Origin of the sequence: Streptomyces bicolor (assembly GCF_000719285.1) — a bacterium.
GTDB lineage: Bacteria > Actinomycetota > Actinomycetes > Streptomycetales > Streptomycetaceae > Streptomyces > Streptomyces bicolor.
Window position 1 is genome coordinate 136,017 of the sequence record NZ_JOFS01000003.1, and the last position, 21,942, is coordinate 157,958.

Sequence of the window (21,942 nt, forward strand, 5' to 3'; positions counted from 1 at the left end):
TCCCTGAGGCACTCCCTGAGGAAGCCTCAACTTCCTTTGCCAGAAGCATTGACGAAACATGCGCCCCCTCCTACCTTCATCGCGTCGTACTTCGTACGTCATATATGAGACGCGATACGTGAGATCCCATACGCGAGAGCCATCTCGCGAAGATCCGAGAGGCGCGCATGACCTCTGTGCCCACGCCGATCCCCTCGCGCACGCAGTACGTGCTGGAGGAGATCAAACGCCGCATCCTCACCGGGCAGTTGACGCCCGGTCAGGCCCTCGTCGAGACCGAGCTCGCCGCTCGGTTCGGGGTGTCGAAGACCCCGGTGCGCGAGGCGCTCAAGACGCTGGCCGGGACCGGCCTGGTCGTGATGAGCCAGTACAAGGGCGTCACGGTGCGCATGGTGGACGCGGACATGGCGCGCGAGGTCTACGACGTGCGGCTGCTCCTCGAACCCGAGGCCCTCAGGCGGGCCGTCCGGCGCGGAGCCTCCCTCGACGCCGCCCGTGACGCGCTGACCCGTGCCGACGAGGCCACCGACACCGCCGAACGCTCCCTCGCCAACCGGGAGTTCCACCGCGCCCTCTACCTGCCGTGCGGTAACCCGCTGCTCGGCCGGATGCTCGACGAGGTCCGCGACCAGGCCGCCCTCGTCTCCGCTGTCGCCTGGGCGGCCTCGCCCTCCTGGGAGCGGGAGGCCGGCGAGCACCGGGAGATCCTGCGGCTCGCGCTGGAAGGGGACGCCGACGGCGCCGCGCGCGCCCTGCGCGCCCACATCGCGTCGTTCGTCGAGCGGGCCTTCCCGGACGCGGGAGTCGAGGCCCAGGGAGAGGACGGTCCGGCATGACAACGACGTTCGAGACCCAGCGGACGGCCCTGGCCGACGTGGTGGCGATCCCGGTGACCCCGTTCGCCGAGGACGGCCGCGTCGACCAGGACGCCCACCGGGCCCTGCTGCGTCGTCTCCTCGACGGGGGGATCAGGACCCTGACCCCCAACGGGAACACCGGCGAGTTCTACGCCCTCGCCCCCGAAGAGCGCCGCCTCGTCACCGAGTTGACCGTCGACGAGGCCGGCGATCGCGCGGTCATCCTCGTCGGTGTCGGCCACGACGTGCCCACCGCCGTCGCCTCCGCCCGGCACGCCCGCGAGCTGGGCGCCCAGATGGTGATGGTGCATCAGCCCGTCCACCCCTACGTCTCGCAGAGCGGCTGGGTCGACTACCACCGCGCCGTCGCCGCGGCCGTCCCCGAGCTCGGCGTCGTGCCGTACATCCGCAACGCCCAGCTCGGCGGCGCGCGCCTGGCCGAGCTCGCCGACGACTGTCCGAACGTGATCGGCGTGAAATACGCCGTCCCGGACGCCGCCAAGTTCGCCGCGTTCGCCCGCGACGCCGGTCTGGAGCGCTTCGTGTGGGTCGCCGGGCTCGCCGAGCCGTATGCGCCCTCGTACTTCTCGGCCGGTGCCACCGGCTTCACCTCCGGGCTCGTGAACGTCGCCCCGGCCGTTTCGCTGAACATGATCGAAGCGCTTCGATCCGGGGACTACCCGGGCGCGATGAAGGTCTGGGAGCAGATCCGCCGCTTCGAGGAGCTGCGGGCCGCCAACGGCTCCGCCGACAACGTCACCGTCGTCAAGGAGGCCCTCGCCTCCCTCGGCCTGTGCCGCCGCGAGGTCCGCCCGCCGAGCCGGCACCTGCCAGAGAGCGAGCGCGCCGAGGTCGCCGCCATCGCCGCCGGGTGGTCGATATGACCGACAGAGAGCGAAAGCGCCCCGAGGAACTCCGCAGCCATCAGTGGTACGGAACCGAGGGCCAGCTGCGCACCTGGTCGCACAATGCCCGCATGCGCCAGCTGGGATACGAGGCCGAGGAGTACCGGGGCCGCCCGGTGATCGCCGTCCTCAACACCTGGTCCGACATCAACCCCTGTCACGTTCATCTGCGTGAGCGTGCCGAGGCGGTCAAGCGGGGAGTGTGGCAGGCCGGGGGTTTCCCGCTCGAGTTCCCGGTCGCCACGCTCTCGGAGACGTACCAGAAGCCGACCCCGATGCTCTACCGCAACCTGCTCGGGATGGAGACGGAGGAGCTGCTGCGGTCGTATCCGATCGACGCGGCGGTGCTGCTCGGCGGCTGTGACAAGTCGACGCCGGCACTGCTGATGGGCGCGGCCTCGGCCGACGTACCGTCGATCTTCGTGCCCGCGGGGCCGATGCTGCCGGGGCACTGGCGCGGTGAGACCCTCGGGTCCGGCACCGACATGTGGAAGTACTGGGACGAGCACCGCGCGGGCAATCTGACCGACTGTGAACTACGCGAGCTCCAGGGCGGGTTGGCGCGTTCCCCCGGTCACTGCATGACCATGGGGACCGCCTCCACGATGACCGCGGCGGCGGAAGCCCTCGGTATGACGCTGCCGGGTGCCTCCTCGATCCCGGCCGTCGACTCCGGGCACGAGCGGATGGCCGCCGCCTCCGGGCGCCGCGCCGTGGAACTCGCCTGGACCGGTCTGAAGCCGTCGCAGATCCTCACCCGCGAGGCCTTCGAGGACGCCGTCACCACCATCCTCGGCCTCTGCGGCTCCACCAACGCCGTCATCCACCTGATCGCCATGGCCGGCCGCGCGGGCGTCGAGCTCACCCTCGACGACTTCGACCGCATCGCGCGGACCGTGCCGGTGCTCGCCAACGTCCGGCCCGGCGGACAGACGTACCTCATGGAGGACTTCTACTTCGCCGGCGGTCTGCCTGCCTTCCTCTCGCGGATCACCGACCTGCTCCACCTTGACCGGCCGACCGTCAACGGCACCCTCGGGGAGCAGCTCGAGGGCGCCGAAGTCCACAACGACGACGTCATCCGGCCCCGCGACAACCCCGTCGCGAGCGAGGGCGGGGTCGCCGTGCTGCGCGGCAACCTCTGCCCGGACGGCGCCGTCATCAAGCACATCGCCGCCGAGCGGCACCTGCTGAAGCACACCGGCCGTGCGGTCGTCTTCGACGACTACAGGACGATGCAGCGGACCATCAACGACCCGTCGCTCGACATCACCGCCGACAGCGTGCTGGTGCTCCGGGGCGCCGGGCCCAAGGGCGGCCCGGGCATGCCCGAATACGGGATGCTGCCCCTGCCCGACCATCTGCTGAAGCAGGGCGTACGGGACATGGTGCGGATCTCCGACGCCCGGATGAGCGGCACGAGTTACGGCGCGTGTGTGCTGCATGTGGCGCCGGAGTCGTACGTCGGCGGACCGCTCGCCCTCGTACGCACCGGGGACCTGATCACCCTGGACGTCGAGGCACGCACCCTCCAACTCAACGTGGACGACGAGGAGCTGGAGCGTCGCAGGGCCGAGTGGACACCGCCGCCCGCACGCTACGAGCGCGGCTACGGCGCGCTCTACAACGAACAGATCACCCAGGCCGACACCGGCTGCGACTTCGAGTTCCTGGCCCGGCCGGGCCAGGTACGGGACCCCTACGCCCTCTAGGGGCGCGGGGAACCGCGCGACCAGCCACAAGGCACCCGCAGCCGCCACACAACATCAAGAGGCACCCCCTATAGCGCGACTAGGGCAACCCGCACTCACCGAGAAAGCGCTTCCTGCACCACGAAAGCAAGCCGCACGCACGACGTACCAAGAACGGAGACCTTGTCATGGCCCAAGCCGCAGCCGTGGCGAAACCGCCCGCGCCACCCCGGCGGCGCCGTGCCTCCGCCACGCCGCGCAGGCTCCCGTATCTGCTGATCGCCCCGGCGGCCCTGCTCATGCTGGGCTTCATCGCCTACCCGGTCCTCAGCGTCTTCTACTACAGCCTGCAGGAGTACAACCCCACCAAGCCGTGGCGGAACGGCTTCACGGGCTTCGACAACTTCGTCCACGCCTTCACCGAGGACCCGCTGTTCTGGGACACGCTGGTCTTCAGCGCCAAGTGGGTGTTCGTCGAGGTCGGGCTCCAACTGCTGTTCGGGCTCGCGCTCGCGCTGATCGTCAACCAGACGTTCGTGGGCCGTGCGCTGGGCCGGGCGCTCGTCTTCTCCCCGTGGGCCGTCTCCGGCGTGCTGACCTCGGCGATCTGGGTGCTGCTCTACAACTCCCAGACGGGCATCACCCGTTACCTCGCGGACGTCGGCATCGGCTCGTACGGCACCAGCTGGCTGTCGGACACCTCCACCGTGTTCCCGGCCGCGATCGTCGCCGACCTGTGGCGCGGCGTGCCGTTCTTCGCGATCCTCATCCTCGCCGACCTCCAGTCCGTCTCGAAGGACCTGTACGAGGCGGCCGAGGTCGACGGGGCCAGCCGGATCAAGCAGTTCTGGCATATCACGCTGCCCCACCTCAAGGACGCGATCGTGCTGTCCACGCTGCTGCGCGCGGTATGGGAGTTCAACAACGTCGACCTGCTCTACACCCTGACCGGCGGCGGTCCGGCCGGCGAGACCACGACACTCCCGCTCTACATCGCCACCATCAGCGTCGACGCCCACAACTTCGGCTACGCCTCCGCCCTGACCACGGTCGCGTTCGTGATCCTGCTCTTCTGCTCGATGGTCTATCTGCGGCTGAGCAAGTTCGGAGGTGAGGACAAGTGAGCGTGAAGGAAGCCACCAAGGCCGCGCCCGCGCCCGTGCGCGCCGCCCCCGAGCCGCGACGTCCGACGAAGCGGAACCGCTCCTGGGACGAGGCCCCTCGCTGGCAGATCTACCTCCCGCTGTCGATCTACCTGGTCTTCACCCTGATCCCCTTCTACTGGATCCTGCTGTTCTCGCTGCGCCCGGCCGGCTCGACCTCCCTCGTGCCCTGGCCGATCACCTTCGACCACTTCGAGAAGGTCTGGACGGAGCGGAGCTTCGGCACCTACTTCCAGAACAGCGTGCTCGTCGGCGTCGTCACCCTGCTGATGACGACGCTCGTCGCCCTGGCCGGCGGCTACGCCCTCGCGCGCTTCAACTTCAAGATCAAGCGGGCGTTCATGCTCGCCCTGCTCTGCTCCCAGTTCGTGCCGGGCGCGCTGCTCCTGGTGCCGCTGTTCGAGATCTTCGCCGAGCTCCAGATGATCAACTCGCTGGGCAGCGTCATCATCGCTGAGACGGTCTTCCAACTGCCGCTGTCGATGATCCTGATCAGCAACTTCATCAAGAACGTGCCGTACTCCCTGGAGGAGGCGGCCTGGGTCGACGGCTGCAACCGGATGACGGCCTTCAGGATCGTCGTCCTGCCGCTGCTGAGGCCCGGTCTGATCGCGGTCGGCTCCTTCGCCTTCGTGCACTCCTGGAACCACTTCCTGTTCGCCCTGATGTTCCTCAACAACCAGGAGAAGCAGACCATCCCGGTCGGCCTCAACACCCTGATGGGCGCGGACAGCGTGGACCTGGGTGCGCTGGCCGCCGGCGGGATCATCGCGGCCGTGCCGGTGGTGATCGTGTTCGCCTTCATCCAGAAGTGGCTGATCACGGGGTTCAGTGCGGGGGCGGTGAAGGGATGAGGCTCCGTCAGATCGCCGCGCTGACCGCGCTGCTGGGGCTCCTCTGCGTCCCCGCCCACGCCGACGACACCCGCGACATCAGCCGCGACACCCTCGCCGCGAACGACGGCTGGGCGGCGGCCGACGGTGGTACCACGGGGGGTTCCACCGCCGACGACGCCCACGTCTTCACCGTACGGAACCGGAGTGAGCTGGTCCGCGCCCTCGACGGCGGCAGCGCGACGCCGAAGATCATCCAGGTCGCCGGCACCATCGACGCCAACACCGACGACGACGGCGACCACCTGGACTGCGCCGACTACGCCACCGATGGCTACAGCACCAAGGGGTACCTGGCCGCCTACGACCCCCGCACCTGGGGCTCGGCCAAGCCCAGCGGTCCGCTGGAGGAGGCCCGCCAGGCCTCGGCGGCCAGGCAGGCCGAGCGGATCGAGCTGGCCGTCGGCTCCAACACCACCATCGTCGGACTCGGCGCCAAGGCCGTGCTGAAGGGCGCCAGCCTCCAGCTCAGGGGCGCGGACAACGTCATCGTCCGCAACCTCGAACTCCGCGACACCTACGACTGCTTCCCCGTCTGGCAGCCCAACACCGGCGGCCTCGGCGACTGGAAGACGGCGTACGACAACATCTGGCTGCGCGGCGCCACCCACGTCTGGATCGACCATGTGACCCTCAGCGACCAGGGCCATCCAGACGAACAGGAACCCACCCACTTCGGCCGCAACTACCTCCGTCACGACGGCCTGCTGGACATCACCAACGCCTCCGACCTGGTCACCGTCTCCTGGAGCCGGTTCACCGACCACGACAAGGCGATCCTCATCGGCAACGGCGACACGGCCACCGGCGACCGGGGCAGGCTCCGCGTCACCCTGCACCACAACGAGTTCGAGTCCGTCGTCCAGCGCGCCCCGCGCGTCCGCTTCGGCCAGGTGCACCTCTACAACAACCGGTACGTCGTCCCGGCCGACGCCCACGACTACCGCTACTCCATCGGCGTGTCGACCGAGTCGGCGATCCACGCCGAGAACAACGCCTTCCACACCCCCGGCCACGTAGAGGTCGCCGACCTGGTCAAGAGCTGGAACGGCACCGCCCTCCACCAGTCCGGAACCCTCTTCAACGGCTTCCCCGTCGACCTGCTCGCCATCCACAACGCCTACAACTCCGGCAGCGAGCGCGACCTCACGGCCGACGTCGGCTGGACACCTACCCTGCACAAAAAGATCGACAGCGCCGAGACGGCCGACCGAGCGGTGGCCCGTGGCGCGGGCGCAGGGAGGACCCCATGAGCACTGCCGTACCCATCGTGCTGGCCGGCGCGCGCGGCCACGGCCGCTGGCACCTCGACAACATCCGCCGGCTCCAGGACAAGGGGATCGTGCGGCTGGCGGGGATCTGCGAGCTGACCCCGCTCACCGCACAGGAGCTCCCCGAGGGCCTGGGCGCACCGGAACAGTCCGCCGACTTCGGCGCCCTCCTCGACGCCACCGGCGCGCGGATCGCGGTGATCTGCACGCCGATCCCGACCCACACCGACCTGGCGCTGACGGCCGCGCACAGGGGAGTGCACATCCTGCTGGAGAAGCCGCCCGCCCCGTCGTACGCCGAGTTCCGGCGCATGGCCGACGGGATCGCCGAGGCCGGGGTCGCCTGTCAGATCGGCTTCCAGTCGCTGGGCTCGCACGCGGTGCCGGCGATCCGGACGCTGCTGGCCGAGGGCGCCGTCGGCGAGATCGCCGGGATCGGCGGGGCCGGTGCCTGGGCGCGTCCCGAGGCGTACTACCGGCGGGCGCCCTGGGCGGGCAGGCGCAGGCTGAACGGTGTCGACGTGATCGACGGGGTGCTCACCAACCCGCTCGCCCACGCCGTCGCCACCGCGCTCGCACTCGGCGGCACCACCCGCGCCGAGGACGTCACGGACATCGAGACCGAGCTGCTGCGCGCCAACGACATCGAGTCCGACGACACCTCCTGCGTCCGTGTCACCACGAGCCGCACCCCGGTCGTCGTCGGCGCGACCTTGTGCGCCGAGGACCCCGACGACCCGTACGTCGTCGTCCACGGCGAACACGGCCGGATCACCTTCTGGTACAAGCAGGACCGCGTCCTGCTCCAGCGCGCGAACCACGGCCCGGAGGAGTTCGAGTACGGCCGCACCGACCTGCTGGAGAACCTCGTCGACCACCTCACCGACGGCACCGACCTGCTGGTCACACCCGACGCGACCGGTGCCTTCATGCGGGTCGTTGAAGCGATTCGACTGGCCCCCGACCCGGCCCCGCTGCCGGACGGGGCCTGGCACCTGCTCCCCGACGAGCAGCGCCGGGTCGTGCCCGGCATCGACGGCCTGGTCGCGGCCGCCGCCGACACCCTCGCCCTCTACTCCGAGCTGGGCGCCCCCTGGGCTCCTCCGGCACGAACGAATGAGGTGAGCACCTGATGACCCCCCACGACACCGCGGTGCTGCGCGTCGCGGGCCGGCCGGTCGGCCGGTACGTCACCCGGCCAGAACTCCCGGCCCGGCTCTCCCCGCGCCCGTACCTGCACCCCGTCACCACCCTGGCCGGCACGGCGGTCACCGAGCTCAGCCCGGCCGACCACACACATCACCTCGGCGTCGGTGTCGCCGTTCCCGACGTCGAGGGGTCCAACTTCTGGGGCGGCCGCACCTTCGTCCGCGACCAGGGCCCGACCGAGCTGGACAACCACGGTGCCCAGCGGCACACCGCCTTCCAGCTGCGCGACCCCGACGGCTTCGTCGAGGAACTGCGCTGGGTGGCGTCCGGCGCCGAGCTGCTGTGCGAACGCCGTACGGTCGCGGCGACGGAACTCACCGAGTTCGCCTGGGCGTTGGACTTCACCTTCTCCCTGACCAACGTCACCTCCGGCCCGCTGTCGATCGGCAGCCCAGCCACCAACGGGCGTCCGGGTGCCGCGTACGGCGGCTTCTTCTGGCGGGCCCGCAAGGAGGCGTCGGCGCCGACGGTGTTCACCGTCGAGCGGGAGGGCGAGGCGGCGATCCACGGCACCCGCGCCGACTGGATAGCCCTCGCGGGCAGCACCTGGACGCTCGTCTTCGCCGGGGCCACCGACCGGACCCGGCAGGACCCGTGGTTCGTGCGAGCCGAGGATTACCCGGGCGTCGGCTCCTCGCTGGCGTCCGAGGAACGGCTGCCGATCCCACCCGGCGAGACCGTCGTACGGCGGATCGTCACCGTCGTGGCCGACGGGCGCCTGCCCCGCCTCGAAGTGGCGGCCCTGGTCCGCAAGGTGGTGAGCCAGTGACGTACAGGAATCCCGTCCTCAACGCCGACTGGTCCGACCCGGACGTCGTCCGCGTCGGCGACGACTTCTACCTGACCGCCTCCAGCTTCGGCCGTGCCCCGGGCCTGCCCCTGCTGCACTCCCGGGACCTGGTCAACTGGACCCTGGTCGGCCACGCCGTCGAACGCCTCGAACCGGCGGAGGAGTTCGCGGCCCCCCGCCACGACTGCGGCATCTGGGCCCCGTCGATCCGCCACCACGACGACCGCTTCTGGATCTTCTGGGGCGACCCCGACCAGGGCATCTTCCAGGTCAACGCCCCCGAGATCCGGGGCCCCTGGACCCAACCCCACCTGGTGAAGGCGGGCAAGGGACTGATCGACCCTTGCCCCCTCTGGGACGACGAGACCGGCGAGGCCTACCTCGTGCACGCCTGGGCCAAGTCCCGCTCCGGCGTCAAGAACCGCCTCACCGGCCACCGGATGCACCCCGACGGCTCCGAACTCCTCGACGAGGGCAAGCTGATCGTCGACGGCGACCGGATCCCCGGCTGGTTCACCCTCGAAGGACCCAAGCTCTACAAGCACGACGACTGGTTCTGGATCTTCGCGCCCGCCGGGGGAGTGGAGACCGGCTGGCAGGGCGCCTTCCGCTCGCGCGAGTTCTTCGGGCCGTACGAGGAGAAGATCGTCCTCGAACAGAAGGACACCGACGTCAACGGGCCGCACCAGGGCGGCTGGGTTCGCACCCCCTCCAGTGAGGACTGGTTCCTGCACTTCCAGCAGCGGGGCGCGTACGGCCGGGTCGTCCACCTCCAGCCGATGCGCTGGGGCGCCGACGGCTGGCCGGTACTCGGGAACGAAGGCGCCCCCGTTGCCGTACACCCACTTCCCGACCTGCCACCGCACCCGCCGGCCGCGCCCGCCACCGACGACGACTTCCCCGGCGGACGCTTCGGCCGCCAGTGGTCGTGGACGGCCAACCCTCCCCCACTCTCGGCTTCGCTCGAGCGGGGGGACCCCCATGCCGGCTGGGCCACCCAGCACTCCGGCGACGGGCTGAAACTGGCCTGCGTCCGCTCGGCCGACGCGCACGACCTGCGCAAACTGCCCAACGTCCTCACCCAGCGGCTGCCGGGCACGCCCTGCGCGGTCGAGGTCGACCTGCGGCTGGACAGCGAGGAGTCGGGGACGCGGGCGGGGCTCGCGGTGCTCGGGGACGCGTTCGGCTGGATCGGGCTCCAGCGGGGCGCGGACGGGGCGGTGCATGTCGTGCACCGGTTCGCGGAGGCCGTCGCCGAGAGGGAACGGGACGCCGCACACGCGCGGCTCGCACCTCAGGGGCGGGTGCGGCTGCGGATCGAGATCGGGGCGGGAGCGCGCTGCCGCTTCCTCTACGACATCGGGGAGGGCCCGCGCGTTTCCGGCCCCGTCTTCGCCGCCACCCCCTGGCGCTGGGTCGGTGCTCTGCTCGGCCTGTTCGCCCTCGCGCCCGCCGGAACGGGACACGCCGGCGCGGCAACCTTCTCGCACTTCAGGATCGACCCCCTGTAACGCACCTGACCCGTAAGCCCGTTGGGAGCCGCAATGACGCAGCACCTTGATAGCAAGCGCTTGCACAGACCGACCGGGAGACCGGGCCACGGCAGGGTCCTGGCCGCCGTGTTCGGCCTTGTCGCCGCGCTGAGCCTCGGGACGATGGCGGAGGCGAAGGCCGAGACCCCCACGGCGACTTCGGCCTCCGTCGACCGCTGGACGGACCGGCCCCACGGCTTCGCCTCCCTCGCCGGGGGCACCACCGGCGGCGCGGGCGGCAAGGTCGTGACCGTCACGGACCGGGCCTCGCTGGCCGAGTACGCGGCGGCCAAGGAGCCGTACATCATCCGTGTGTCGGGTTCGATCGACGTCGAACCCTTCGGCTCGGACATCGTGGTGGCGTCGAACAAGACCATCGTCGGGGTCGGTGACACCGGCGAGATCGTCCACGGCGAGCTGCATCTCAACCCCGGCACGAGCAACGTCATCATCCGCAACCTGACGATCCGCGACAGTTACGTCGAGGGCGACTGGGACGGCAAGACCACCGACTTCGACGCCATCCAGATGGACACCGTCGACCACGTCTGGATCGACCACAACCGATTCACGCGCATGGGCGACGGTCTGCTCGACATCCGCAAGGACAGTCAGTACATCACCGTCTCCTACAACCAGTTCACCCACCACAACAAGGCGTTCGGGATCGGCTGGACGACCAACCTCCAGACGCAGATCACCGTCGACCACAACTGGTTCACGGGCACCAAGCAGCGCAACCCGTCGGCCGACAACTGCGCCTACGCGCACCTGTACAACAACTACCTCTCGGCGCAGGTGGCCGACGGTGACCCGACCTGGACGTACGGGAACTGGTCGCGCGGCAAGACCCGGATGGTCATCGAGAACAGTTACTACGACGGGGTCCAGCATCCCTATCAGGCCGATGCGACGGCCGAGTTGGTCGAGCGTGGGTCGATTCTGCGGAACGTCAGCGGGCGGCAGGACGAGTGGGGTGCCGCCTTCGACCCACGGGAGTTCTACGACTACCGGCTGGACCCGGCCGCGGCCGTGCCCGCGCTGGTGAAGCGGTTCTCCGGGCCGCAGAAGCGGATCGGTGACTCGGTGACGCTGCGGGTCCCCGGGGACTACGCGAGTGTGCAGGCCGCCGTGGACGCGGTGCCGGCCGGGAACGCCGGACGGGTCGTGATCGCCGTGGCGCCCGGGACGTACCGCGAGAAGGTGTTCATCCCCTCGAGCAAGCCGGACATCGTGCTGCAGGGCACCGGACGGGACCGGTCCGACACCGTCATCGTCTTCGACACGCCTGCCGCGTACGGGGGTTCGACGGGGAGCGCGACCGTCAGGATCGCCGCGAACGACGTCACCGCGCGCAACCTCACCTTCAGCAACGACTTCGACGAGGCCGCGCACGAGCTGAACGGCGAGCAGGCTCTGGCGATGAAGACGACCGGTGACCGGATCGTCTTCGAGGACACCGCGTTCCTGGGCAACCAGGACACCCTGATGACCGACAGCCCCAAGCTGGACGTGATCAGCCGGGTGTACATCCGGGACTCGTACATCGAGGGCGACGTCGACTTCGTCTACGGACGGGCGACCACCGTGATCGAGCGTTCGGTGATCCGTGCGCTCAGCCGGGGATCGGCCACCAACAACGGCTACATCACCGCGGCCTCGACGTGGACGGGCAATCCGTACGGGTTCCTGATCACCGACTCGAAGGTGGTGAGCGACGCGCCGGCCGGGTCGTTCCACCTGGGGCGGCCCTGGCACCCCGGTGGTGAACCGGCAGCCGTCGCCCAGGTGCTGATCAGGAACACCGAGCTGCCCGCCGCGATCAAGGCCTCGCCGTGGACCGACATGAGCGGGTTCTCGTGGAAGGACGCGCGGTTCACGGAGTACCGGAACGTCGGACCCGGGGCCGCCATGACCGCGGACCGGCCGCAGATGAGCGATGCCGAGGCGCGGTCCCACACCGTCGCCGACTACCTCCGGGGCGCCGACGGCTGGAAGCCGTACGCCCACCACCACTGACCCCCACGACTTCACATCTCCGCTGGATCCAGAACGAAGAGAGCCGACCAATGAAGATCAGCATCCGTAGAAGCAGGCGCGCTGCCATAGCCGTCGCCCTCGGGTCCGTCCTCGCCCTGACCGCCACCGCCTGCGGTGACGATGGGAGCGGCGCGGGCGGGGACAAGGGCGCCGAGGGCAGCGGCACGGGAAAGATCGTCTTCTGGGACAACAACGGCGGTGTCCGCACCGACATCTGGAAGGAGATCATCGCCGACTTCGAGAAGGCGAACCCGGACATCGAGGTCGAGTACGTCGGGATCCCGTCCACCGACTACCAGTCCAAGGTGGACACCGCCATCCAGGGCGGCGGCCTGCCGGACGTCGGCGGCGTCGGCGCGGCGATGCTCGCCGGGTTCGCCGCGCAGAACGCGCTGGAGCCGCTGGACGACCGGCTCGCCAAGTCGTCTCTGAACGGCAAGCTCAACGAGGACATGGTGGCTTCGCTGAAGGCCGCGGGCGGTGGGGACGGCAAGCTGTACTCGGTGCCGACCTCCGCGAACAACGGTGTGCTGTACTACCGCACCGACCTGTTCGAGAAGGCCGGGCTGGACGAGCCGTCGACCTGGGACAAGTTCTTCGAGGCCGCGGAGAAGCTCACGGACGCCAAGAAGAACGAGTTCGGGTACACCATTCGTGGTGGTGCCGGGTCCATCGCCCAGGCGCTGGACGCGATGTACGGGCAGTCCGGGATCACGTCCTTCTGGAACGGTGACAAGACCACGGTCAACGACCCGAAGAACGTGGCCGCCCTGGAGAAGTACGCCGCGCTCTACAAGAAGGTCACTCCGGCCGCCGACCTCAACAACGACTTCACCAAGATGGTCGCGCAGTGGGACTCCGGCACGATCGGGATGCTGAACCACAACCTGGGGTCGTACCAGGACCATGTGAAGGCGCTGGGGACGGACAAGTTCCGGGGAATTCCGCAGCCGGTTGGCTCCGCCGGTAAGCGGGTCCAGGTGTCCAACCCCGTTGATGGAATGGGTCTCTTCAAGAGCTCCAAGAACAAGGAGGCCGCCTGGAAGTTCATCGAGTTCGCGACCTCGCACGAGGAGAACTCGAAGTTCAACGAGGCGGCGGGGCAGGTTCCTTCGAACAACGACGCCGCCAAGGATGCGTGGATCTCCGAGGCCGAGCCGACGAAGTTGGCTGCCGCCGCGTTGACGGACGGGTCGACGACGATTGTCCAGCTGCCGTACTACCTGCCTGACTGGAACACCATCTCCAAGGCCGACAACGAGCCGAACTTCCAGAAGGTGCTGAACGGGGACATGAGCGCGAAGGAATTTCTGGACACGATGGCTGAGCAGTTGAATGAGGCTCAGGCCGAGTGGACGGAAAGGAACGGCTGAGAGCTCGGTCGGTTCTGTGCGCGGCCGGCTGCGAGTGGTTTGTGGCTGGTCGCGCAGTTCCCCGCGCCCCTGAGGGAGCTTCACTGTCCCCTGTTGAAAGGCACCCTTGTGTCCCTTAACCGTAGACAGGTCAGTTTGGCGGCCGTTGCCGCCGTTCCTCTCGCCCTCGCGGTCACCGGTCCCGCGCAGGCAGCGCAGCGCCATCGCACTCTCTACATCGCCGGCGACTCCACCGCCGCCCAGAAATACGCCCCCGCCGCTCCCGAGACCGGGTGGGGCATGGCGATCCCTTCCTTTCTGCGCAAGGACCTCCTCGTCTCCAATCACGCCGTGAACGGGCGCAGTTCCAAGAGCTTTGTCGATGAAGGGCGGCTCGACGTCATCCTCCAGGCCATCCGGCCCGGTGACTTCCTGCTGATCCAGTTCGCGCACAACGACGAGAAGGCCGAGGATCCCGCTCGGTACACCGAGCCCTGGACGACGTACCAGAACTATCTGCGGCTGTACGTCGACGGGGCGCGGGCCCGGGGTGCGCGGCCGGTGCTGGCCACCGCCGTCGAGCGGCGCCGGTTCGACGCGGGCGGCAACGCCGTGCCGACCCACGGCGACTATCCGGCGGCGATGCGCGCGCTCGCCGAGGAGGAGCGCGTGGCGCTGCTCGACCTTCAGGCGCTGTCGCTCGCGCTGTGGCAGCGGCTCGGGGTCGAGGAGACGAAGAAGTACTTCAACTGGACCGCCACCGAGCAGGACAACACGCACTTCAACCCGCCCGGCGCGATCGCCGTGGCGCGTCTCGTGGCGCGGGAGCTGCTGCGTACGCGGGTGCTCGGCCCGCGGGACGTGCGCCGACTGGACGAAGAGATCCCGGAGTCCTGGATCACCTGGCCGCAGGCCGTCGCGTAACACCACCCGACCGCAGAAGAGAGAGCCGCACAATGAACGTACAGACATGGCATGGGCATGCCACAAAGCGGGCCGCTGTTCTGATCGGCTGCACCGCGCTCGTCCTCGGGCTGACCGGCACCGGAGCGCAGGCCGGGCCCCGTGACCTCGGCCGTCAGGTCCTCGGCGCGGGCGACGGCTGGGGCTCGGAAGGGGCCGGGACGACCGGTGGGTCGGCCGCCGACCCCGAGCACGTCTACACCGTCACCACCTGGGCCGAGTTCAAGGCCGCACTGAAGGACGGGGGTGACGCGCCGAAGATCATCAAGGTCAAGGGCATGATCGACGCCGTCTCCCAGGGCTGCGAGGCCTTCGTCACAGACGGCTACGACCTCCAGCAGTACCTGAAGGACTACGACCCGGCCGTCTACGGCAACGACAAGGTCGCCATGGGTCCGCAGGAGGACGCGCGGGTCGCGTCCGCCGCCAAGCAGGACACGGAGATCAAGGCCAACATCCCCAGTAACACCACCATCGTCGGCGTCGGCAGGAACTCCGGCATCCTCGGCGGCAGCCTCCAGATCAAGGGCGTCTCGAACGTCATCCTGCGCAACCTCACCATCGAGGCGCCGCTCGACTGCTTCCCCAAGTGGGACCCGACCGACGACAACAACACGGGCAACTGGAACTCCGAGTACGACACCGTGGTCGTCTACGGCAGCGACCATGTGTGGATCGACCACAACACGCTCACCGACGGGCGCTTCCCCGACAGCGAGCGGCCGGTCCACTTCGGCAAGGTCTTCCAGCAGCACGACGGGCTGACGGACATCGTGCGTGGCTCCAACTACGTGACCGTGTCCTGGAACTCCTTCGAGAACCACGACAAGAACATGCTGATCGGCAACGGCGACGGCCTCGCCGCCATCGACGCCGGCAAGCTCAAGGTCACCATGCACCACAACCGCTTCGAGGGGATCCTCCAGCGCTCCCCGCGCGTGCGGTTCGGACAGGTCGACGTCTACAACAACCACTACGTGGTGACCGAGGAGCAGAAGGACGACTACTACATCTTCGGTGTCGGCATCTCCTCGCAGCTGTACGCCAGCGACAACTCCATCTCCCTGCCGGCCGGCGCGGGCGTCGGCAAGGTGCTGAAGAAGTGGAACGAGTCCCCGCTGACCGCCGAGAACAACCACGTCAACGGAAAGCTCACGGATCTCATCGCCGTCCACAACGCCGAGATCCCGGAGGAGACCCTCCAGTCGGGCGCCGGCTGGACGCCGACCCTGCGGACGAAGGTCGACAACCCCAAGGCCGTGCCGGGAATCGTCGACAACTGCGCGGGCGCCGGCCGCCTGCGCTGACGCCTCCACGAGGGAGGGGCGTAACCCGGGTAAGGCCGCCCCTCCCCGGAAGTCCCGCACGAGCCGCCCTGCGAAGGAGCACCCGCATGCCCTCGCCCCACCTCCGACTGCCCCTGTCCAGAAGGGGATTCCTCACCGCGAGCGCCGCCCTCGGCACCGCGCTCGCCTTCGCGCCGGCCCCCGCACGGGCCGCCGGCCACGCCCCCTGCCCCTTCGGCCGGTACGGATCACCGGCCGCGCGCCTCACCCCGCGGACCCTCTACGTCGACGTGGCCGGCCAGGGCGACTTCACCACCGTCCAGGCCGCCGTGACCGCCGCGACCGGCAGCGGCTGGACGCTGGTCATCGCGCCGGGGACGTACCGCGAGACGGTCGCCGTCGACGTGAGCCGTACGGAGATGACCTGGCTCGGCGCGGGCGACGACCCGCGTGACGTCGTCATCGTCTACGACAACGCGGCCGGCACCCCCAAGCCCGGCGGCGGCACCTACGGCACCACCGGCTCCGCCACCACCCTGGTCCAGGCCGACGGCTTCACCGCCCGCCACATCACCTTCGCCAACGACTGGCTGCGCGCCGACCACCCCGGCATGAGCGGCACCCAGGCCGTCGCCATCAAGGTGCAGGGCGACCGGTCCGCGTTCCACCACTGCCGGTTCCTCGGCCACCAGGACACCCTGTACGCCGACTCCATGGCGCTCGGCGTCTTCGCCCGCCAGTACTTCTCGCACTGCTACGTGGAGGGCGACGTCGACTTCGTCTTCGGGCGGGGCACGGCCGTGTACGAGCACTGCCACTTCCGGACCCTGACCCGGACGGACCTGTCGTCCGCCCCGTACGGCTTCGTCTTCGCGCCCTCCACCGCGGGCGCCAACCCGCGCGGCTACCTCGTGACCAGGAGCCGCATCACCAGCGAGGCCCCGGACGCCTACTACAAACTGGCCCGCCCCTGGGTGCCCAGCTCCGATCCCACCGCCCACCCGTCGCTCACCGTCCGCGACACCCACCTCGGCCCCGCCATCGACGCGGTCGCGCCCTACACCGACATGTCGGCGTCCTTCCCCTGGCAGGAGCAGCGGTTCGCCGAGTACCGCAACACCGGGCCGGGAGCGGAGATCACCGTCCCGGAGAACCGGCCCCAACTCACCGCCGTACAGGCCCGGTCGGCGACTCGGGAGGCGTACCTCGGGGATTGGGCGCCCTGGAAGGAGGGGCGCTGAGATGCGCAGGCGGACCGTGCTGACAGGGATCGCGGGGATCGCCGGGGGACTCGTCGCCGTCGAGCCCCCTGCCTTCGCCGCCGGTGCCCGCCGGGTGCTGCACGTCCGGCCCGGCGACTCCGTGCAGGCGGCCGTGGACGCGGTGGACGGGCCCGGCTGGACGATCGTCGCGGGCCGGGGGCGGTGGTCACGGTGCTGGAGAACCGGCCGCAACTCGCCCCCGCCGAGGCGCGGTTCCACACGCCGAGGGCGTATCTCGGGGACTGGCGGCCGTATGCGTAGGCGACTTCCCCGACGTGGCGAGCATCGCCGCCCCCAGGCCGATGCTCTTCCTCAACGGCGGCCTCGATCCGCTGTTCCCCGCCGACGGCGTCCGCGTGGCGTACGACAAGCTGCGCGCCGTCTGGCGGTCCCGCCACTCCGAGGAGCGGCTGCGGCTGAGGACCTGGCCCGACCTCGGCCATGTCTTCACCGCACCCCTGCAGGACGAGGTCTTCGACTTGGACACGGTCCGGCTCGACTCCGCCCTGTGAACCGTCCCCCCACCCGCACGAGAGAGGAACCGCTCTCCATGTCTCGTCGTACCGCCCTCGCCGCCCTCACCCTGGGCACCGGCCTCGCCGTACTCCCCACCCAGGCTCAGGCCGCGACCGTCGTGGTCGACACCTCGGCCGAACTGTCCAGCGCTCTGGCCGGCGCCACCGCCGGCACCGTCATCCAGGTCCGCGGCGGCACCTACTACCCGACGGCCACCCTGCAGTCCACGGCCAACGGCACCTCGTCGTCGCCGATCACCCTCACCGCGTACGGCTCGGAGACCGTGAAGATCGACGGCTCGAACCTCCCCGACGGCGACTGGATCTTCAAGCTGACCGCCGACTACTGGAACGTCTCCACCCTCACCTTCCAGAACTCCCCGGACAGCGCGGTCGTCTGCCAGTCCTGCACAGGGACGGTCTGGAACAACATCAAGACCATCAACGGCGGCGACTCCGGTTTCACGCTCACCGGGGACGGCACCGTCAACAACACGGTCCGCAACATCGACTCCTACGGCCACTACGACCCCGCCAACCACGGCGAGAACGCCGACGGCATCGCCGTGAAGTACGGCTCCGGCACCGGCAACCTCATCACCGGGGCCCGCCTCTACAACAACTCGGACGACGGGCTCGACTTCTGGTCCTTCTCCTCGCCCGTCACCGTCGAGCACACCTGGGCCTTCGGCAACGGCAAGAACCGCTGGTCCGACTCGGCCTTCGCGGGCGACGGCAACGGCTACAAGCTGGGCGGCGACGGGGAGACCGTGGCGCACGTCGTCAACAACTCCGCCGCCTGGGACAACGCGGGCAACGGCTTCACCGAGAACAGCAACAGGGGCGCCATCGTCATCAACCGCACCACCGCCTACGCCAACGCCAAGTGGGGTTACTACTTCGCCACCGGCGCCGCCCGCCTCGGCAAGAACCTCGCGGTGAGCAATGGCAGCGGGCTGGTCAACAAGGGCTCGTCGGTGGTCTCGCAGGGCAACAGCTGGGACTCCGGGATCGCCACTCCGGCCTTCCGCTCCACGGACGCCAGTACGTGCTACAACGCCCGCCAGTCAGACGGCTCGCTCCCGGCGACGACCTTCCTGACCACCGGCAGCACGACCATCGGGGCGACGATGGACTGAGCTGTCCCGAGGCAGACGAAGCGGGCCGGAGGATCCTCGTGTCCTCCGGCCCGCTTGATGTGTCTGTGCGGTACGACCCGTCAGTCCCGGCGGATCAGCTCGGGGTCAATGTGGCGGCCGACCAGGGGGAGGGTGCCGACGATCGCTATGGCGAGGACGCCGAGGGCGGAGACCAGCAGTACGGGCACGCCGGCGCCGTCCCAGAAGATCTCGCCGCCGCCCGTGACCAGATAGGCGGTCTCGGCCAGCTTGCCCGCGACCAGGGCCAGCAGCAGGCCGATCGCGAGAGGCAGGACTACCTGCAGGCACTGCACCGTGCGCAGGGTGCCGGCCCGGGCTCCGATGAGGGCGAGGGCGGTGACCTGGGACCGGCGTTCCACGGCCCGGTCGGTGACGGACACGAGGAACGCGGCGACGCCGATGACCAGACCCATCACCATGCCCAGCACGAGGAGCGTCTTGATGACTGTGAGCTGCTGCAGCGCCTCGATGTTGATGCCGGTCGGATCCACGTCGGCCGTCGGTGCGATCGCGCCGATCCCGTCCAGGACGGAGCGCACCGTCGACGGGTCGGAGGAGGAGGCGAGGACCAGCGTGGCGGACGCCGGGACGGCGCCGGGCGGCAGCTTTCCGGGCGGGACGAGGATGTAGACGCTGGACAGGTTCGTCACGCCCTGACCCGCGTACAGCACGGTGTCCTTCGGCACCGGGATGCGCAGTGTCATGCGCTTGCCGTCCTTCTCCAGCGTGTAGGTGGAGGTCTTGAAGGGCTCGTCCCCGGTGTTCGGGTCCGACATGCGCATCACCTTGCCGTCCACACAGCCCTCGACCCGTCGGGTCAGCGCGGCGAGCTGGTCACAGGTGGCGATCAGGGCCGTGGCCTGGTTGTCGTCGGTGTCGCTCTGCAGGTCGTTGTCGAAGTTCATGACGACGGCGGACACATCCACGCCGGGAATCTCACGCAGCCGTTGCTGCTGGTCCCGGCTCAGCTGGGACATCTGCAGACCGTACTCCTGGGTCGGCGAGGTGTTGCGCGAGACCTGGCTCAGCTCGACCAGGACGCCCTGGGCGAGGGACGCCGAGAACACCAGCAGGACCAGGCCGGTGACCACGCGCATCGCGCTGCCCGGTTCGACCTCGTTGCGGCGCATGGCCAGGTTGAGGGCGAGGTTGCCCGAACGGGCGAGCCGCTTCGCCAGCAGGTACGACAGCAACGGCAGCGTCAGGACCAGGCCGAGGCCGGTCAGCAGCACGCCGCCCGGCACCAGGAGGGCGTTGATGCCGTCGCTGCGCGCGGGGTGGTCGGTCAGGCCGGTGGCACTGAAGCCGATGATGATCCCCAGGCCGGTGACGAACAGCAGCCCACCCCAGACGCGGGGCGCCCTGGGGGCCGCCGAACGGCGGGTGGCGAGCGGGTTCCGGGCCGCCGCGCGGGCGCTCGCCCGGCCGACGAACCAGGCCAGCGCCGGACAACCGAGCAGACAGATGGCCATGGTCTGCCCCGACACGGCGCCGTCGGCGGCGTACCACTTCAGGCCGGGCAGGCCCGTCCGGGCGACGATCTGGTTGAGCAGCCAGAACTCCGCGAGGCCGAGGGCCGCACCGAGCAGGGCCGCCACGACGGTCTCGGCGGCGTTGACCCGCTGGGTGCCCTTCGCACTGAGGCCGAGCAGACGCAGGGCAGCGAGCCGGCGGTTGCGGCTGGCGGCGGACAGCTTGGCGCACACCGACAGGAAGACGGCGAGGGGCAGCAGGACCAGGGTGGCCAGAGTGAAGCGGAGGATCTCCAGGGTGGAGGGATCGACGGCCCAGGTGGGCGGATACTCCTTGCCGAAGCTCTTCAACGCCCGGGCGTCGCCGCCCAGGTGGGCACGGGTTGTGCCGATGTAGGCGTACAGCTCGTTGGGGTCGGTCAGACCGGCCGCGCCGATCAGGCCCTTCTCGGTGCCCGGCAGCAGGCCCTTGAGGCCGGGCTCGCGCTGGAGTTGGTCGTGCAGGGCCGGGGAGACGTACACCTCACCCGGACCGGGCAGCCTGCTCAGACCGGGCGGCGGCGCGGGCGTGTCCTGGGTGCCCGGGGCGATGAAGACGCGGCCGAACGGCCGGGAGCCGTGCGGGTCCCGGAACTCCTGCACCAGGGTCCGCTGACCGGTCGGCTCACCGGCGTAGACCCGGGGGTACCGGGCGGCGGCCCGCCCGTCGTGGGCATCGAGGATCGCCGGGACCGTGAGGACGAGGGCGAGACAGCACACGCCGAGCGACCCGCCCAGGGTCATCAGCAAGAAGCGGGCGCGGTTGCCCCGGCCGGACCCGAACAGCAACCGCAGACCGAGTAGGAACTCCCTCATCCCGCCGCTCCCATGGGGGCGAGCACCCCGTCGGCCATGGTGTAGCGGCTGTCGGCGCGGGCGGCCACCGTCGCATCGTGGGTCACCAGCAGCACGGCGGTGCCCTGCGAGCGGGCCAGATCCAGGAACTCCTTCAGAACGGCACCGGCGTTGGCACTGTCGAGGGCGCCCGTCGGCTCGTCCGCGAACACCACAGCGGGCTTGTGCACCAGGGCCCGGGCGACGGCGACGCGCTGGTTCTGCCCGCCGGACACCTGGGAAGGCCGCCGCTCACGCAGATCGGCGATCCCCAGCCGGTCGAGCACCTCGGCGGCGGCCTTGAGCGCGGGCCGCTTGCGCTGACCGGCGAGGCGCAGCGGCAGGGCGGTGTTCTCCTCGATGGTCAGTTCGGGCAGCAACTCGCCGTACTGGAAGACGAATCCGAACCGCTCCCGGCGCAGGGCGCTGATCTCCTCGTCGTCCAGGTCGGCGTAGGGCTGCCCCTCGAAGCTGATCCGGCCCCGGGACGGGGGCAGCACACCCGCCAGGCAGTAGAGCAGCGACGACTTGCCGGAACCGCTCGCCCCGGTGATCGCCGCGACCTCGCCCCGCGCGAGCACGAGATGGGCGTCGCGCACGGCCGGTGTGGAGCCGTAGGAGAACTCGACACCGCTGGCGGAAAGGATGTGTGACGTGTCTGACGTGCTGGTACTGATCGTGTCCCCCGGAGGCCGGAGGGCCCCGGAT

17 protein-coding genes and 1 pseudogene are annotated in these 21,942 nt (G+C 69.7%); 16 read left to right on the plus strand and 2 right to left on the minus strand.

All coding sequences use genetic code 11. The annotated features are described in order from the left end of the window. The first annotated feature begins 167 nt into the window (after window positions 1-167). From IF78_RS0104530 to IF78_RS0104605, 16 genes and pseudogenes are all read left to right on the plus strand, one after another. Window positions 168-836: a GntR family transcriptional regulator gene (locus tag IF78_RS0104530; RefSeq protein WP_031477348.1), complete on the plus strand. Its 669-nt coding sequence runs from the start codon at window positions 168-170 to the stop codon at window positions 834-836. Continuing rightward, window positions 833-1,741, plus strand: a complete 909-nt coding sequence (locus IF78_RS0104535) for a dihydrodipicolinate synthase family protein (protein ID WP_031477347.1) — start codon at window positions 833-835, stop codon at window positions 1,739-1,741. Before IF78_RS0104530 ends, IF78_RS0104535 begins: the two co-directional genes overlap by 4 nt. Further along, on the plus strand, window positions 1,738-3,474 hold the full coding sequence (gene araD, locus IF78_RS0104540; protein ID WP_031477346.1) for an L-arabinonate dehydratase: 1,737 nt from the start codon (window positions 1,738-1,740) through the stop codon (window positions 3,472-3,474). Before IF78_RS0104535 ends, araD begins: the two co-directional genes overlap by 4 nt. 167 nt (window positions 3,475-3,641) lie before the next feature. After that, window positions 3,642-4,577 carry a carbohydrate ABC transporter permease gene (locus tag IF78_RS0104545; RefSeq protein WP_031477345.1) on the plus strand — a complete coding sequence of 312 codons (936 nt, stop codon included), beginning with the start codon at window positions 3,642-3,644 and terminating at the stop codon, window positions 4,575-4,577. After that, window positions 4,574-5,470, plus strand: coding sequence for a carbohydrate ABC transporter permease (locus IF78_RS0104550; RefSeq protein WP_031477344.1), 897 nt, complete (start codon window positions 4,574-4,576; stop codon window positions 5,468-5,470). The genes IF78_RS0104545 and IF78_RS0104550 overlap by 4 nt, the downstream gene beginning before the upstream one ends. After that, on the plus strand, window positions 5,467-6,762 hold the full coding sequence (locus IF78_RS0104555) for a pectate lyase family protein (RefSeq protein WP_031477343.1): 1,296 nt from the start codon (window positions 5,467-5,469) through the stop codon (window positions 6,760-6,762). Before IF78_RS0104550 ends, IF78_RS0104555 begins: the two co-directional genes overlap by 4 nt. Continuing rightward, complete coding sequence (locus IF78_RS0104560; protein WP_031477342.1) at window positions 6,759-7,913, plus strand: Gfo/Idh/MocA family protein; 1,155 nt, start codon at window positions 6,759-6,761, stop codon at window positions 7,911-7,913. Before IF78_RS0104555 ends, IF78_RS0104560 begins: the two co-directional genes overlap by 4 nt. Beyond that, window positions 7,913-8,758: a DUF6807 domain-containing protein gene (locus IF78_RS0104565; RefSeq protein WP_031477341.1), complete on the plus strand. Its 846-nt coding sequence runs from the start codon at window positions 7,913-7,915 to the stop codon at window positions 8,756-8,758. The genes IF78_RS0104560 and IF78_RS0104565 overlap by 1 nt, the downstream gene beginning before the upstream one ends. Then, a complete protein-coding gene (locus IF78_RS0104570; RefSeq protein WP_031477340.1) occupies window positions 8,755-10,290 on the plus strand; it encodes a glycoside hydrolase family 43 protein in 1,536 nt (511 codons plus the stop codon). Before IF78_RS0104565 ends, IF78_RS0104570 begins: the two co-directional genes overlap by 4 nt. A gap of 33 nt (window positions 10,291-10,323) precedes the next feature. Further along, complete coding sequence (locus IF78_RS0104575) at window positions 10,324-12,330, plus strand: pectinesterase family protein (protein WP_031477339.1); 2,007 nt, start codon at window positions 10,324-10,326, stop codon at window positions 12,328-12,330. A gap of 50 nt (window positions 12,331-12,380) precedes the next feature. Then, window positions 12,381-13,724: an ABC transporter substrate-binding protein gene (locus tag IF78_RS0104580; RefSeq protein WP_031477338.1), complete on the plus strand. Its 1,344-nt coding sequence runs from the start codon at window positions 12,381-12,383 to the stop codon at window positions 13,722-13,724. A gap of 108 nt (window positions 13,725-13,832) precedes the next feature. Next, window positions 13,833-14,627 (plus strand): rhamnogalacturonan acetylesterase, encoded by a 795-nt coding sequence (locus IF78_RS0104585; RefSeq protein ID WP_031477337.1) that lies wholly within the window; start codon window positions 13,833-13,835, stop codon window positions 14,625-14,627. A gap of 32 nt (window positions 14,628-14,659) precedes the next feature. After that, complete coding sequence (locus IF78_RS0104590; RefSeq protein WP_031477336.1) at window positions 14,660-15,973, plus strand: pectate lyase family protein; 1,314 nt, start codon at window positions 14,660-14,662, stop codon at window positions 15,971-15,973. Between the two features lie 86 nt (window positions 15,974-16,059). Further along, entirely contained in the window at window positions 16,060-17,193 is a 1,134-nt protein-coding gene (locus IF78_RS0104595; RefSeq protein ID WP_031477335.1) for a pectinesterase family protein, read from the plus strand. Between the two features lie 284 nt (window positions 17,194-17,477). Further along, window positions 17,478-17,726, plus strand: a pseudogene (locus tag IF78_RS0104600) (hydrolase); the annotation flags it as partial. A 38-nt stretch (window positions 17,727-17,764) separates the two neighbouring features. Further along, the gene (locus tag IF78_RS0104605) at window positions 17,765-18,868 is read left to right on the plus strand and encodes a right-handed parallel beta-helix repeat-containing protein (protein WP_031477333.1); all 1,104 of its coding nucleotides are present in this window, start codon (window positions 17,765-17,767) and stop codon (window positions 18,866-18,868) included. A gap of 80 nt (window positions 18,869-18,948) precedes the next feature. Here IF78_RS0104605 and IF78_RS0104610 read toward each other — a convergent pair whose 3' ends face one another. Then, window positions 18,949-21,216, minus strand: a complete 2,268-nt coding sequence (locus IF78_RS0104610; protein WP_031477332.1) for an ABC transporter permease family protein — start codon at window positions 21,214-21,216, stop codon at window positions 18,949-18,951. Continuing rightward, window positions 21,213-21,833, minus strand: a complete 621-nt coding sequence (locus IF78_RS0104615; protein ID WP_234439728.1) for an ABC transporter ATP-binding protein — start codon at window positions 21,831-21,833, stop codon at window positions 21,213-21,215. Before IF78_RS0104615 ends, IF78_RS0104610 begins: the two co-directional genes overlap by 4 nt. Window positions 21,834-21,942: the final 109 nt, after the last annotated feature.